The 16260-nt window shown below is 44.4% G+C and carries 8 protein-coding genes; 5 read left to right on the top strand and 3 right to left on the bottom strand.

From position 1 onward, the window contains the following. Positions 1-18: 18 nt before the first annotated feature. On the bottom strand, positions 19-2475 hold the full coding sequence (locus D8S93_RS03370) for an EAL domain-containing protein (protein WP_152811968.1): 2457 nt from the start codon (positions 2473-2475) through the stop codon (positions 19-21). A 422-nt stretch (positions 2476-2897) separates the two neighbouring features. On the opposite strand from D8S93_RS03370, the gene D8S93_RS03365 reads away from it, so the two are divergent. The 3 genes from D8S93_RS03365 (at position 2898) to D8S93_RS03355 (ending at position 9975) form a co-directional block, all read left to right on the top strand. Beyond that, complete coding sequence (locus D8S93_RS03365) at positions 2898-5231, top strand: YgiQ family radical SAM protein (RefSeq protein ID WP_152811966.1); 2334 nt, start codon at positions 2898-2900, stop codon at positions 5229-5231. Positions 5232-5493: 262 nt separating this feature from the next. Continuing rightward, positions 5494-9015, top strand: a complete 3522-nt coding sequence (locus D8S93_RS03360) for a T6SS effector BTH_I2691 family protein (protein ID WP_152811963.1) — start codon at positions 5494-5496, stop codon at positions 9013-9015. A gap of 3 nt (positions 9016-9018) precedes the next feature. Next, positions 9019-9975 carry a hypothetical protein gene (locus tag D8S93_RS03355; protein WP_152811961.1) on the top strand — a complete coding sequence of 319 codons (957 nt, stop codon included), beginning with the start codon at positions 9019-9021 and terminating at the stop codon, positions 9973-9975. Between the two features lie 102 nt (positions 9976-10077). Here D8S93_RS03355 and D8S93_RS03350 read toward each other — a convergent pair whose 3' ends face one another. Continuing rightward, a complete protein-coding gene (locus D8S93_RS03350; protein WP_152811959.1) occupies positions 10078-12174 on the bottom strand; it encodes a methyl-accepting chemotaxis protein in 2097 nt (698 codons plus the stop codon). 576 nt (positions 12175-12750) lie between these two features. Between D8S93_RS03350 and D8S93_RS03340 the strand changes: the two genes are divergently transcribed. Both D8S93_RS03340 and D8S93_RS03335 read left to right on the top strand, forming a co-directional pair. Beyond that, a complete protein-coding gene (locus tag D8S93_RS03340; protein ID WP_152811957.1) occupies positions 12751-13428 on the top strand; it encodes a response regulator transcription factor in 678 nt (225 codons plus the stop codon). Continuing rightward, positions 13425-14714 carry a sensor histidine kinase gene (locus D8S93_RS03335; protein WP_104971921.1) on the top strand — a complete coding sequence of 430 codons (1290 nt, stop codon included), beginning with the start codon at positions 13425-13427 and terminating at the stop codon, positions 14712-14714. Before D8S93_RS03340 ends, D8S93_RS03335 begins: the two co-directional genes overlap by 4 nt. A gap of 95 nt (positions 14715-14809) precedes the next feature. Here D8S93_RS03335 and D8S93_RS03330 read toward each other — a convergent pair whose 3' ends face one another. Next, entirely contained in the window at positions 14810-16048 is a 1239-nt protein-coding gene (locus D8S93_RS03330; RefSeq protein WP_152812096.1) for a leucine-rich repeat-containing protein kinase family protein, read from the bottom strand. Positions 16049-16260: the final 212 nt, after the last annotated feature.

Raw genomic sequence — 16260 nt, 5'->3', positions numbered from 1 at the left:
AACAGCGAGACTTTTTATTCAACAAGAAGCGAGATACTTCAACGCATCTTCTTGAGTTAACACGCCTCTGTATTCTTCTTTTTCATCACATAAAACCCACGGGAAGCGAATGCCTGTTTTGATTAGTTCTCGAATAGCAGCAACAGATAAGTGCGCATTGACGAGCACAAATTCCGTGCTCATTACCTGGTTCACTGGGCGTTTCCAAATCCAATTTTCTCGCTCAGTCTCTAATTCGGTCCCCATGGAAGGCGTTAAGTGTAAGTTAACTTGCTCTTTGGTAACTAAACCAACACAGCGCTTTTCGTTAATGACAACCAACGGCGAACTTGGACTTAAATTCATATATTCCACCGCCAACGATAATGGTTCCCCGGGATCAAGGTGCCTTACCTCTTCATGGCTCAGTGATTGCAATACATCATCTTGTTTTGGTTTGACAGCAACACCCGAAAACAAATGTTCGTAACTTTCCGCTTTCTCCATCAAATCGACAGGCCGAGCACGAGAGAACAAAAAGCCTTGCATGTAATCCACACCTATTTCAGCCAATGTTTGAAGCTCCTGTTCTGACTCCACGCCCTCGGCAACCACTTTTACATTCATTTGCTGAGCAAGATCAGTGACCATTTTGACAATATTATAACTGGTATTGCCATGCTGAATATTCTTAACGAATTTTCGGTCGATTTTCAGTAAATCAAACTGCCCTTTCTCTAGGTAAGAAAAAGAAGAATACCCTGTACCGAAGTCATCAATCGCAATTTTAATGCCCTCTTTGCGCACTTGCTCTAGCGCTTGCGTATGCTCTTCGTCTTGCTCAAAATACGCTGTTTCCGTCAGCTCAATCGTGACTCGTTTAGGATCGACACCACTGGCTTTAATTAGGTCATGCGAACGCTGAAGAACCTGGAGCGAATCCAATTTAGTATTCAGTGAGCGATTGATGGTTAACCCTATTTCCTCGCCATATATGTCTTGCAAGCGCGGAAAGTGCTTGAGCGCGGCTTGACAAACCTCATCATCCAGAGCCGCAATCAACTCTAAATCTTCAATAACAGTAATCATCTCTTGAGTACTATAGGCATCACTTTCATGATAAAAGCGCGCTAAGGCCTCGAACTTAACGACTTTACCAGTTCGGCTGTCAATGATTGGTTGAAAATGAACATCCACCAGCCCACTGTCTATTTGCGCTTCCAAAAACGCCTCTAAATGCTGGCGTTTTACTAACTCAGAATGAAGCTCACTATTATAAAAATTAAAATAGCCACCTTCTCCAGAAAGTGAGGACAACATCGCCTGGGCTGCATGCGCTAACGCTTGCTTTGGCCTGTTTGTATCATAGCCGAGGATTGACACACCCGTTTGTCCCTCGACGATAGTGGTATGCATTTTTGTTCCCATTTCATTCCTAAGCTCAGTGAAGAACCCTTTCATTGCAATTTGAATCAAACGTAAAGGACTTAGCCATTGACAGTGAGGAGTTTGTAAACAGACAACAAACACATCCCTAGAAAGTTGACCCGCTATACTGGTGTAGCGGCTTCGCATAATAAAATCGGCGAAGCCTAGTTGCTGTTCAAGTAAGCATTTTTCAGAAAAATTTGGTCTGAGAGTCATGACGATATTGAGTTCTTTACTCCCACTTTCGTTCGCCAAATTAGCTAATTGCAGTTCGAACTCTTCTCTAGAAGGCAAAAAAGCTGACCAATCATGTTGTTGTTCACAGCGATTTTTCATCCACAACAAGGAAGCCGAAATGTCAGTAGAGAAGCCGAGATAAAGAATCCGTCCAGAATGAAATGTTAGCCGATAGATACAAAGATGATGCGCCTGATTACTACCATTTGCAGTTCTACTCAATAAATTACCGCTCCAGTATCCTTCATCATCAATATGTTGCCAGAGCTGGTCGTAAAACGCCTGACTATGGTGAGATGTGCTAAAGATATAGGTTTTAAGTCCAACCAAATCACGGTTTTGATAACCCATTTGCAATTCAAAGGCACGGTTACAACCTAAGATTCGGGTGTCTTCGTCCGCGACTAAAACCCCTACGTTCGGTAAATCAAATATCGTTTCGAGAATTTTCGCTAACTCTTCGCAGCCAGTGATCGTCAATTGCGGGATGATAGAGCCTTGAACAATACGCTCATTGAGCTTTTCAAAGCTAATTGTGACATGTATTAAGCGAGCTTCATTAAGCATCATGCAACAAGAAAAACGACCTTGCCCACCTAGGAGCTCCACTTCTAAAATTCGTTGCCTTAGTGTTTTCTGTTGCCCCATCAGCATGTGCTCAAACAAATCATCTAAGCAGGTGACTGGCGTATTTAACCCAAAAGCATTTGCCATTCCTAGCTGGTCGCATTCGAACTCGCGAGTATCAATCTTGTAAGACCATTCAATCACTGGAGTCGGATTGGATGTCGATTGCACTTTTTCATGTGCTATTGTTGTTGAGTCACTCATTCCCTAGCCCCCTTTTTAATTAGCCTCATGCTCAAGGTTCGTAGTCAACGTGCCTTATTCCATTTGGGACCTGCTGATCCTCTTGTAAAATAGATTCTGGCAACGTAAGCCAATCGACTTAGAACCTTTTCAGAGCTTGTTCGGCTTTTTGCATTTTCCTATGCATTAATTTGATTATAGGCGTTGTTTTTAATAAGCACACCATTGCTTATTGGTTGTATTAACATTGCGACATTTTTCACGACTCGACCTATAACCATGAGGCTTTCAAGGTGATATTAGACATAAAATCGCCGATATAGCCTTGATATTTTTGCAAACCAAATAAAACTCGATGAACTAAGCTTGAATAGATGAGTTTGGTATAGATACCTGATCCTCAAATCGCTATAATTCGCGCTCCCTGGAACAGAGAGCAAAATATGACCAATAACATCACTCCTATTCATGAGTACAAAAAATACTGGGCAGAGTGTTTTGGTACGGCACCTTTCTTGCCGACCAGTCGCAAAGAAATGGACGCCCTAGGATGGGATAGCTGTGACATTATCATCGTAACCGGTGACGCTTACGTAGATCACCCAAGCTTTGGTATGGCTATCATTGGCCGTCTGCTAGAAGCGCAGGGTTTCCGTGTCGGTATCATTGCTCAACCAGAATGGCAAAACAAAGATGCGTTCATGCAGCTTGGTAAGCCAAATCTGTTCTTCGGGATCACTGCGGGTAACATGGACTCCATGATCAACCGTTACACCGCGGATAAAAAACTTCGTCACGATGACGCGTACACACCAAACAACGAAGGTGGCAAACGCCCAGACCGCGCGACTTTGGTTTACTCTCAGCGTTGTCGTGAAGCCTATAAAGAAGTGCCTATTGTTTTAGGTGGTATCGAAGCCAGCCTACGCCGTGTTGCGCACTACGATTACTGGTCAGACAAAGTTCGCCGTTCGGTACTGTTTGATGCAAAAGCAGACATCCTACTTTTCGGTAACGCAGAACGCGCACTTGTAGAAGTGGCGCATCGCATCGCAAATGGTGAAGACATCAGCACCATGACCAATATTCGTGGTACTGCCGTGAACTTGCCAGCCGCGCCAGAAGGCTACACGGTTATCGATTCTTCTCGCATTGAAAAACCTCGTAAAGAAGCGTTCGTACCAAAGAACCCATACGAAGTAGAAACTCAGTGTGAAACTAAAAAAGATGAGCCAGTTGCACAACCAATCACGATTCGCCCATCACGCCACGATGCTGCGACAACTGCGGTTCGCTTACCTTCGTTCGAAAAGCTAAGAAACGATCGCATTCTTTATGCTCATGCAAGTCGTGTATTGCATTTAGAAACGAACCCGTACTCAGGTCGAGCGTTACTTCAAAGCCATGGTGATCGTGAACTTTGGGTAAACCAAGCCCCAATCCCATTGACGACCGAAGAGATGGACTTTGTGTTTGGTCTGCCTTACGCGCGTGTTCCTCATCCTATGTACGGCAAAGCAAAAATTCCAGCGTATGACATGATCAAAACGTCTGTGAACATCATGCGTGGTTGTTTTGGTGGCTGTTCTTTCTGTTCAATTACCGAGCATGAAGGTCGAATTATTCAAAACCGCTCGAAAGAATCGATCATCAATGAGATTGAAGAAATTCGCGACAAAGTTCCGGGCTTTACCGGCACAATTTCCGATCTTGGTGGCCCGACTGCAAACATGTACCGCCTAGGTTGTAAAGATCCAAAAGCGGAAGCGAACTGTCGTCGTCCTTCTTGTGTATTCCCGGGCATCTGTAACAAGCTAAATACAGACCACAAACACACCATCGATCTATACCGCGAAGCGCGTAAAGTTGAAGGCGTGAAGAAAGTGATGGTCGCATCTGGCGTACGTTACGACCTTGCGATTGAATCACCAGAATACGTGAAAGAGCTCGTAACTCATCACGTAGGTGGTTACTTGAAGATTGCACCGGAACATACAGAGAAAGGCCCTCTTGATCTGATGATGAAACCTGGCATGGGCACGTATGATCGCTTTAAAGAGATGTTCGAGAAGTACAGCGCAGAAGCGGGTAAGAAGCAGTACTTAATCCCTTACTTTATCTCTGCGCACCCAGGCACAGAAGACGAAGACATGCTGAACCTTGCTCTGTGGCTGAAGAAAAACAACTTCGAGTGTGACCAAGTACAAAACTTCTACCCTTCGCCAATGTGTAACGCAACGTCGATGTACTACTCAGAGACAAACCCTCTGAAACGAGTGAAGTATAAAAAACGTGAAGATGTACCTGTAGCAAAAGGTGAGCGTCAACGTCGCCTACATAAAGCGCTGTTGCGTTACCACGATCCAGCAAACTGGCCAATGATCCGAGAAGCCCTAATCAGTATGGGTAAAAAACATTTGATTGGTGACAAACAAGGCTGTCTCGTTCCTGCGGAAGACATTGAAGCACAAACACCTGCACAACGTCGTAAATCTGGTCGTCACGGGGCAAACCGCTTTGCAACCAAACATACCAAAAACCAACCGGGCTTCGGTGGTCATTTGAACAAACGCTCTGAAGGCGGTTCAAAAGATGGTAAACCATCTGGCAACCGTAACGGTTCTGGCAAAGCACAAGGTGGTCAACGCCCTGCTAGCAACGGCCAACGCCCCAGCGGCAACGGTGCAAACCGCCCGGCAGGCAGCAAGCCGCAAGGTCAAGGTCGCCCACAAGGACAAGGCAAACCAGCTGGTCAACGTAAACCAAAGCGTCGTTAATTCTTCAGCACTTAAATACTAGAAAGGGCTCCAGAGGTAACTCTGGAGCCCTTTTGTTTTGTCGGCTCATTGAGGTATCACTCACAACTCAAACTTTGATTCAATCAATACAAAAAATGGTAAACACCAACCAACTTATTGGAAAAACAAACAATTATTTGATTGAATCAAAACAACACAAAACTAACTCATTGATTTTTAATTACTTTATTTTGGTGCGATATTTGCGTAATAGAGTAAAACTCTTAAACATGGGCTAACGATGAGTAATCCACTTCCCCCAAAAACTTCTATGTTCTGGTATGACAACAGCTATACCTATGAGGAGGCCGTTCAGGCATTTGAAAGCGATGGTACGCTGAAATCGCTGAATATCGTTCCAACCACGGAATCCGATGATCTTGCTGGCTCACCCCCAGAGCGCAGTATGTTTTGGGAGGGAGAAACAAAAAAAATCGATCCGCCACCGCCGTCAGAACCAGAACCTCTCAATTTAAAAAACGAGAAAGAACCAACAGAGGCTTTACCGGTACACTTCATCCCTGTTCGCTACGCCATCGATCAGCTAGAAACGGAAGAGACACAACCTTTTGGTTTGCCTGAAGAATGGAAAGGCCAAGGCCCAGCCAAACTCAATACCGTTGGCTACACCTTGCGTCAGCTTCGCGATGGTTGGTTGTATGTCTATGATGCAATCAACAAAAGCCTAGACGAATACGAAATCAAAGGAACGCAATTCACGCTCTACAAGCTGGGAGAGTCGGAAAGCCCAGAGTCCGAACAGCGTGGCACACCAGAAGGGGCAAAACCTTTTCTTACTTACGAAGATGGGAGCGTGCTGTCGATTTGTTACTCTGAACACCGTTGGACATGGAACATGTTCATGCGCGTCCTTAACAATCCAAGTAATCATATCGATCGCATGCAGACTGTTGTTCTGTCTGCAAACGAGAATCAGCACAACATTGCACCAATCGATAAGTTAACTCAAGTGGCTGATATTGAATCTTCTGCCGTTGATGATGGGCGTTTTGCAGATTCTGGCATCGCCACCAAAGCAGATGAAGATGGTTCTGTCTTTAAACCTGTTGCTGTCGAAAGTAATTTAACCTCTGCGATTCCAGAAGAAGAGTCGGGTTACTTCATCGCGATAAAAGATTACGCCGCAGACATTCAAGATATGTCTCTGCATTTTGTTGGTGCTGCAAGCCCTTACCGTCTTTTCACTGACCAGTTTTCAAACCAGTGGAACTTGATGCAGACCGCCATGCAATTGTGCATGTTCGGGGCAAGTGACGAGATAGACATGCCAGCTAGCGTTAAGCGTAACAGTGAAGAGCTGTCGTTTTATACCGACATGGCAGAATATTATGACTCCTCGAGTCAACTCGATTTGGCAGAGCAGAACAAAAGCTCAGTCCAGTCCGGCTATCCTGCCAAATTTTCCGCTGGAGCGATTGAATCACACCAACATACCCAAAGTGACATTGCCAAAGCAATACAGGACAAATATCGAATTTCTGCGAGCCGATTTGGTAAATACGAACAATGGATAGCGACTGAGCGCTGGCGCAAGCAGCTCAACTGGAAGCAAATGCTGAGCGAAATGCAAGAGCTGTCAGAACAAAAAGAAACCATGCTAGCCCAAGTTGTCTCGGTAAAAAGGGACTTTATTGCTGTAATGGAATCTTTGACGCCGCATCATCTCGAGAGAACCTTCGACCTATACAGCGAAGATACGCAGTACAGCTTGTACCAACTCCATAAACAAGCCGTTGAGTCATTTACTTTGGTGGTGCAAGAAGAAGACCGCCAATGGGCAGAAAGCCAATGGGAGAAACCAACCAGCTTACTCGCACTCTACACTTCCGGATTTAGTCGTAGCCTCTTTAAACAAGTGGAGAAGTTAATTCCTGAACAAGTTTCAAATCAGGTAGGTGAAGTAGACGTCGCCAAAATTGTTCCAGACACTGAAAGCTCAGACAAACAATTTATGGACTACGTTTCGGCAGCAAGTAACCGTGTGGGTATGTATGCAAAAGTAATGGACTTTATTTCTAACCCAAATACTGCAGAAACCGAGTTTTTAAGAGATATAGCAAAAGGATTCGATGGGCTAGATACCATATTCAAAGCGACGAACAGCGCTTTATTGAAGGGGGTAATAGAGGTTGGCGTTAGCCTAACAGCCCAAGCGTCGATCTTAATGATATCTCTATTGTCAAAACCGTTCACCCGAACAAGTTTTTACCTAAGAGCAGCCGTTGTAGAGCGCTTGTCGATAGATACTCCAATCAATGTCAATAAAGGCTACGCTCAAAATTTTGGTACTTGGAAGTCCGACCATGATAAAAAACTCATCGCATCTAACCAAAACAAGGATGTGTTAGCAGCCTTCAACAAGGGTGATAAAACTATATCAAACACGCAGTATAAGAAGGCTCTACAGCAACAGCGGCACCTTCAAAAAAGCTTAGCCGTTGCGACGTTTGAATACCCACAGTACGTAGAACTTCCAGATGACGTACTTAAGGCAACAATTCAAATGCGTAAAGACATATGGGACAACAGATTAAACAATCTTAATCAACGGTTTGAAGATGTGGGTGGTTTAGGCTTCTTAGCTCTGATTTTCAACTGCCTTGCACTTGCTGATGCAATGAACAGTATTCAAGATACAGGGTTAATGTCACAAGATGATTTCTTAGATGTTCAACAAAAGCTGTTTTACACGGCCGGAGCTTGGACAGGTATCCGTACAGGTAAGTTCTGGGATAGTGTGAAGGGTGACCCTAAGTTAAGAGCCCATTCATACAAAGTATTAAAGGAGTTAGTGAGTCAAAACGTCGAAGGTTTTGAAAACTTGATCCTTGATGACTTAAAGCTATTCAATAAATGGCTCGCGATTACAGGGGCTTTAGGTGCGCTAGCTTCAGGTATAGAGGCTTACCGTTCTTGGCAACGAGAAGATGAGTTGTATGGTCGAGAGTTAGTGTTTCAAAGGTTGAGTACAGCTAGTTTAGGCGTAACAAGCGCTATCGCCACGTTGCAATTTGGAGGCACATTAACAGGATGGCTCTCACCTAACATAACATTTGGTGCTCCAGTTATGGCTGCTTTAGTTGCAGTAACGATTATTACTTTAGTTGCCAATCACGTTCTGAGTAAAGTAAAACAAGATGATTACCAAAAGTGGTTAGATAAACTGCCTTGGGGTTATCACCCTGCTCGCACTCAGTGGAGCCAATCTGCAAGCTTGCCTGAAAGAGAAAAGCATAATTCAGCATTGGTGCAGCAAGCGCTGTTTGACTTACAATCTATTATTCAGCAGCCTACGGTATACCATCAGCCTATTGAAAAAGTACAGGCTTATCCAGGCTATACACATCGTGAGTTAGTTGGTTTGGAAGTGCATGTTCAGCTTCCACAACGAGCTGCAACGAATGGTATTATGGTGAGTACTAACACCAAAGCAACAGAAGATGATTTGACGTCCGGCTCCTGGCATCAAAACGCAGATTTAGTCACGCTACAAACTCAAGACCAAACGAGCAAAGAATTACTGGTGTACAAGGTAACATTGCCAATTAAAGAGGCCGATCAATACCTTGCTATGCAAGTCGCTTACGATGTGGAAGATGATGCCCCAGCTAAGCGTGAGTATTGGTTCCAAAACGGCGTAAAACAGAGTGCAACTTATGGCTCGATTTCAGACAATACCAAACAAGACATCATTAAAAAAACACTCACCCCCGTTGTTAGCACATTAGTTTTTCAGGAGTAACCCTTGGCATATTCACCATTTTATATCACCCCAGAAGAGTTGGCGGTTTATCAAGAGGCGCAAGAGCAAGAAATTCTCACAGGGAACAATTTAACAACGTGGCGTAAGTACGATATTGAAGAGCCAAGTCGATACCTTTATTTGTTCATTTCGATTGTAGCAATGTTACCGATAATTGTATTTTTCTACTTCCTTGGCTTTTGGTCTCGAGGATGGGTTAATGATGCCATATCGGTACTTATCACATTTTTTGTGTACTCGTTAAGCTACTACATGTATGGACGAGACTATCGCTATGACTATATTTTTTCAGATAAAGGCTTTGTGATGAAAAAGCGTCGCAATATGCCTAAATGGATAAATACCGCCGCGCAAGCTGTTGGCTGGATAGGTGCAGTAGTATGTGTGGTAATGGTAGCGGTGGTAGGCCCGATGGCGTTAGCGGGAGCTGGAGCCCTTATTTTATTCTCATTCGGTATGTTAAAACGTCAGCCTGATGAACCAACAGAAGTGAGAGTGGGCGAACGAGAAGATTGGCTTTTTGCGGACTACAACAAGAAAAGAAAAGTAATTAAGTTCTTTTTTAAGTATGACAGGTGCGAATACCAAGATACTGCTCAGGAGGTTACTTTTCGCTCACAGGGGCGATTCTATTGTTACATTTTCTTTAAAACTGAAGCGGACTTAGAATCCATGGTCACACAACTTTCAAATATCTACAAACTGGATTGTAAAGAGGTCAATGATCATAAAAAGCTGTTTGAAGCGAAGCCTGAACCTAGACTTTTTACGACTCCTGCTTGTTATCGAGAATACCCTACCAATGAAGTGTTTGATTTAAGGGATGCGAAAGCGCCTCTCCCAGAGTGTAAGTATCTTTACAACGGCAAGTGGCAAACCGAATCAGAAATCGAGCGCTTAAAAGCGGCTAGTGAACAGCAAGCAACTCCCGCTTCATAGTTTGCAGCAAGCATTAAAAAAGGCTCCAGAGGTAACTCTGGAGCCTTTTGTTTTGTGAGAAATAAACGTTTTAAGTTGGGTTAAACTCTTTCACTTACTTGATTAAGACAACTTGAACTTGCTCAACTCACCGTGAAGATCTCTCGATTTTACTGTCAGTTCATTGCTGATCGCTACCGAAGATGACATAGTATCCATCACTTCCATCGCCGTATCATTAATCACAACCACATTACGGTTGATCTCTTCTGACACCGAGCTTTGCTCTTCTGCCGCTGAAGCGATCTGATTATTCATATCATTAATCACTTCAATAGCTTGGTTGATTTCGGCCAACGCCAACTGCGCTGCTTGTGTTTCTTCTTTAGTATCCACCGCTTGCTTCTGGCTTTGCTCCATTAACAGGACGATTGATTGCGTTTCTTGCTCCAAACGAGCCAACATTGCACGAATTTCTTCTGTCGAGCCTTGTGTGCGCGTTGCAAGGTTGCGGACTTCATCGGCTACCACAGCAAAACCACGCCCCGCCTCACCAGCACGCGCAGCTTCAATCGCAGCGTTCAGAGCCAACAAGTTGGTTTGATCGGCAATGCCACCAATCTCACTCAGAATACCCTGAATCGCCGTGCTTGAAGCCACCAAATTCTGCGTCTGGTGCTGTGCATCATTCACTTGCGAAGCGAGGTTATCCACTGCGCTTGCAGCATTGTCCATACGCGACATGCCATTCGCACTATTGCTTTGAACTTGGCTTGCCGCCGCCGCTGCTTGTACCGCAGAATTTGCCACTTCTTGTGCGGTTGCGCTCATCTCATTAATCGCCGTTGCTAGCGAGTTGACTTCGTTCACTTGAACGTTCAGTTGATCTCTCGAAGCCGCCGCGCGAGATTGGCCTTCACTTGCGTTTTTATCAACTTGGTCTGCCGTCGCCATTACGGTTAAAAGCATTTCCTGAATGCGAGCGAGGAAGGTATTAAACCAGTGCGCCAGCTGTGCGGTTTCGTCCTTACCTTTCACCTCAATGCGGTAAGTTAGGTCGCCCTCGCCTTGTGCTGCGTCTTTAAAACGCTCCACTAAGTTAGTTAACACTTTGCCCAACGAGGTCGCGATCATCGTCATCACAACAATACCAATCAGAGCCGCAATAATCCCTGCCCACACTCCCTTTTCAAGAGCTTCTGCACTTTGTTCTTCACTCCATCGCTCGTAGTCATCCACGTTCTTTTTAAGGAAGCTACTGGGAACCGACACCATAACGATCCAAGGCGCATCGCTGGTTTCAATTGCAGTAATCGCATACTCATCCCCGCCAAACGTCACAAGGCCTGCGCCTTTTTGTTTCGCAATGGATTGAATACGAGCCCATTGAGACGCCAATTCATGAGAGACTTTCTTGCCCACTTGATCCGCTTGGCTGCTGTTCGCCAGTGTGATGCCTTTCCACGAAGAAATCAGAATACGGCCTTGTCCATCAAACAAGTCGCTCGCGTAATCTTCACTTTGGCTTTGTAACTCGTTCAATGACAAATCAAAACCGAGAGAGCCAATGATCTCGCCACGTAACTTGATTGGTTGGCTGATGGTCGTGATCAGTTCTTGTTTGCCGCGAACCGGATACATGTATGGTTCCATCACGAACGTTTTGCCCGTTTCGTAAGGCATCAAGTGCCAATCGTCTTTACGCTCACCGTTGTTGTTTAATTCAGTATTACTAAAGCTATCCATCGCCACAACATCAAAACTGTTGTGCGAATTTGGCGAAAAGAATGGCGCTAAGTAGCCTTCGCTATTAAAGCCAAGGCTTTTGTCTTGAATCGTTGGCTCAACCCACGATGGCTTTTCCCACACCATGTAACCAGCAAACACAGCTTTGTTCTGAGCTTCTAGCGACACAATAAACTGTTTAACAATAATGTCTGGCGTCGCGGCCGTCTCTGCGCTTAATTCGATAATTGAACGCGCTTGCTTTAGGTTCGCCAACACTGGCTCTAACTGGTTGGAAATATTCAGCCCTTGCTGAATCGCCGTATTGCTCAGGTCGGTCGTGGTGGCTTCGGTCAGTTGAGATTTTACTTTTGTAGTGATTTGTTCATTCACTTGCGTGAACGCATTGGTTGTCATACCCATTGCAATCAATAGAGTGAAGGCCATTGCCCCACCCGCACTGACAGCAATTCGAGTGCGTATACTGTTAAACATGATAGCCTCACAAATTGATTTTTATCTGGCATTAAGCATTGGAAGGATCATGGATTTTAAACAAGTAAAGTTAATGGAAGGCTTTCATTTATGAACAGAGCAAGAACAGAAATGTAGTTTTATTAATAAAAATAAAATAATGCAGATTTTCGCTTATACATGAAGCCATTGATTTAATTGAATTATCTCAAAAAGTAGAATCTAAGTGTTTGTATTTAAAAGCAATAACCACAATCAAAAAGGGGACTTAAGAGAAGTAAGAACTTTTTCTATGAGTGAGTCAGTAAAAATCAGCAATTACTAACAATGTGCTCAATATCACATAAATAATTTAGTATCTTCATGTTTTATATAGAGTTAACAGAATCAAACAATCTGCCTCATTTATACACCAAGAAAAATTGATAGATATGAACAAAAGGTCGTAGATTTACTTGGATAATAAGACGGTATTTAAGCTAGACATTGAAAACCGATACAAAGGTGAGAAAATCATGTCGACAACTTTTTCACACCTATAGTGAATAATGTTCGTTAAGATCAGCATTCGAATTTATCGAGATTGGATAAGAATAAATGAAACGTGTACTTTTGATAGAAGATAATCGTGAAATAGCGGGAATGTTGTTCGATTATTTTGAGTGTGCTGGCATGCAACTGGATTATGCCGACAACGGTGAGCTAGGCTTAAAACTGGCGATGGATAATGCGTTTGACATCATTTTGCTCGACCTCATGCTGCCGCGCATGGATGGCCTAACACTGTGCAACAAGCTGCGTGAAGCGGGTAATAACACTCCGGTGTTGATGTTGACAGCACTTGATAGCCGAGACGACATGCTCAAAGGCTTCCAACACGGCGCCGACGACTACCTCACCAAACCGTTTGATCTCGATATTCTTGAAGCACGCATGACTGCATTGATTAAACGCTACCGCGGTACGGTTGCATCAACCAAACTCCAGTATGGCGAAGTGTCTATCGATCAAAAAACGCATCAAGCCTACCGTCAAGATAAGCTGCTGGCGTTGAATCCAACCACGTACACGATTCTAGAAATGCTGGTGAAAAACGCGCCAGAAGTGGTCACACGTGAGGAGATTGCTTTCCGATTATGGCAAGAAGATGAGCCAAATAACGATGTGTTGCGTAGCCATATTTATCAATTGCGTGGGCAGCTCGACAAACCATTCAAAGAGCACGTTTTGAAAACTATTCCAAAAGTCGGCTTCCGATTGGAGCCCGGGGCATGATTCGCCGCTTATTTAACAATACACAAAGCTTAACCGGACGCCTTGAACTCTTCTTCCTTCTAGTGTCGGTTGTGATTGGCTTGCTATGCTTCGCATTGGTTAGCGGAGCGCTATTATGGTCGGAAGATCGCGTCGGTGAACGACGTATTATGATCGATAAAAAAGAGGCGATTGAGCACTTTCGAAACCATCCTGATAGCGGAATCATCAAACTAGATTTACTGACAACGGCATACAACGACATCAATCTCGTCCCTGAGCTCTATCAACCCTTCATCCAAGATAAAAAGTACTTTCTCGCTGAAGTTGCTGACGAACCAGACACTCGCATGATTTACATGAGCACCTACACGCAAGATGGAGAGGAACATCCTATTATTCTGATCTCTCTGATTGATGAGATAGAAATTACATCTAACGAGTTCATGTTTGTTCTCGTTATGGTGCTGGCGGTTGTCATCGGGTTACTTTTGATTTTTGGCAGCCTATTATCGAGACTTTCTCTGCGTCTCATTGAACCTGTCAGTGCCCTAAAAACACAACTGGACCGACATCAAGGTGACACTACACAAAAATTTGTTGTCCCTGAAGGCTCTGCAAATGAATTCCAAACGCTCGCAAATCAGCTTAATGAATATCGACATCAAATCAATCAAGTGATTAAACGTGAACAAGCTTTTGCACGATATGCCAGCCATGAACTGAGAACACCGCTCACAGTGATGAAAGGCTCAAGCAGCTTGCTAGCCAGAAGTCCAAGTACATCGTTTCAAGAACGTCAGATTGGCCGTATTCAAGATGCCACTTTGCAGATGTCGACCATGGTTGATGCTTTGTTGGGTTTGGTGCGATATGAACGCAACACAGACGACAGCCCCGTTCGAACCATATCAGAGCAAGAACTTCACAACATCGTTGCTCTTAGCCAAGCGCAAGCCGATGAAAAATCGCTGGAATTTAATGTACAAATATTGGGGCATCCGCAAACCAAAGCGACCACTGCAGTTCTTAACATTACGTTGAGTAACTTAATTCGCAACGGCATTGCAGCCACGTCAGCGGGAACAATTCATATCACCATGACCGATACCACGCTGTCGGTGAGAGATGAAGGCGAAGGTTTCTCTTCCGTGCCAGATGCCGAAGGCCATGGTTTGGGGCTAATGATTGTGGACGACTTATGCCGACGCTATGGCTGGCAATTCACTATTGATACACATCCTGAGGGGGGATGTGAGGCAGTGATTGACCTTTCGTCAGAGCATCATGAGGCTTGCTCAGAGTAACTTCCTCAGCACTAGATTCAATCAAGAGGTATCTCATTTACTCAGTATCAAAACGGGCAGTTCGATACCTCTTTCTTATTCGATTGAATGAAATCTTATGCAGCAAGCGCAACTAGTCGTTCGAATGTTTGCGATGCCGACTCCGACGCTTCGCACACAGAAAACACATCTTCGATAAAGTACTTCAACGCTCTGGATTCAATGGCTCTGATTGCAGCTTGCTGCTCGTCCGATAAATAGCCGTAAATGCTCGCCGCGCCAAAGTCACCGAAGATCATCTCCCCTTGCTCGTTCACCAACGTATTGTGCGCATACAAATCACCATGACACACCTTGTTGTCGTGTAGGTGATTAAATACGTCCACCATCTGCTCAACAATAGAATTCATTTGCTCGACTGTCAGCGTAAACCCTTGTGGGAACGTATCTCGGGTGCAGGTTTCCAACGTTGGTGGCAAACCTAAGTTGTAGTAACTGTTTGGAATTAGCTCCATCACCAAAGCAAGCTCTTTACCGTCATCCACTTGCGCGATGGATTTCACTAGGTTGTTGTGATGCCCAGCTTGCAAACACGCTTCAAGTTCATCATGAGGATAGCCGTCACTGGTGACCTCGCCCTTGAACACTTTTACCGCAACTTCTCTCGGGAAGTTGTATTGAGCGTCAATCCAGTTAGCATGAGAAATCACGCCACTTGCCCCTTGGCCGAGAACATGATTAAGCGAGTAACTGTTTGTGGTCACTTTCGGCACACTGTTTAGCAAAGATGGGTGTTTGCAGAATGGATTACCTGCAAAAGCAAACCATGCCAATTTAGGTAGCTTCATCAACACATCCGGAAAGTGCTCTAGCTGGTTCGCCGAGAGACGAATCAGTTCCAAATCAACTAAGTTTTCCATGCTACTTGGCAGTCGTTTGATGCGATTCCCCGCCAGTGCAAGCTTTCTTAAGCGCGGTCTTTCACCCAGACTGTTTGGTAGCGTTTCAATCTCGTTGTCAGTCAGGATCAGCCAACGTAACTGACTTGGTAGTGAGGCTTCACTCACCACTTTGATCTTGTTGGTTTTAAATCCAACCATCTCAAGGTTTGGCAGCTTGCCCAATACCTCAGGTAAATGGGTGAACTGATTATTGGAAGCAAAAATGATTTTTAGTTTGGTCAACTGTTCCAGCTCTTGTGGCAAATCTGACAGTGCGTTGCTGGATAAATCTAACACTTCAAGCGAGTCTGCAAGCTCTAAAATTTCCATAGGGAACTCAGTTAGCCCTTCCGCCAACTTCAGTTGTTTAATTCCTACTAATTGTCCTTTTTTTAATTGTTCTAGAGTCTGCAAACCAAGCCTTCTGATTGAATGGAAATAGGCGGCGTAGTGTACGTTGCTTGAGGTAGAAAGGCGAGTCATGGGATGGAATACCATGGAATCAAAGCAACCAAAGGATAGAAGTGAAACCATTGCAATGGTATTACAGCAGCAGTGAGCACGAGTAAAAACATCAGGAACAACCGAAATGGTTGTACTGAAACACAGACTTTTTATCTGGGTTT

It is taken from the genome of Vibrio sp. VGrn 2 (genome assembly GCF_009361695.1).
Taxonomy (GTDB): domain Bacteria; phylum Pseudomonadota; class Gammaproteobacteria; order Enterobacterales; family Vibrionaceae; genus Vibrio; species Vibrio diabolicus.
The sequence above is the reverse complement of the archived record's forward strand: the minus strand, read 5'-3'. Positions and strand labels throughout refer to the sequence as shown.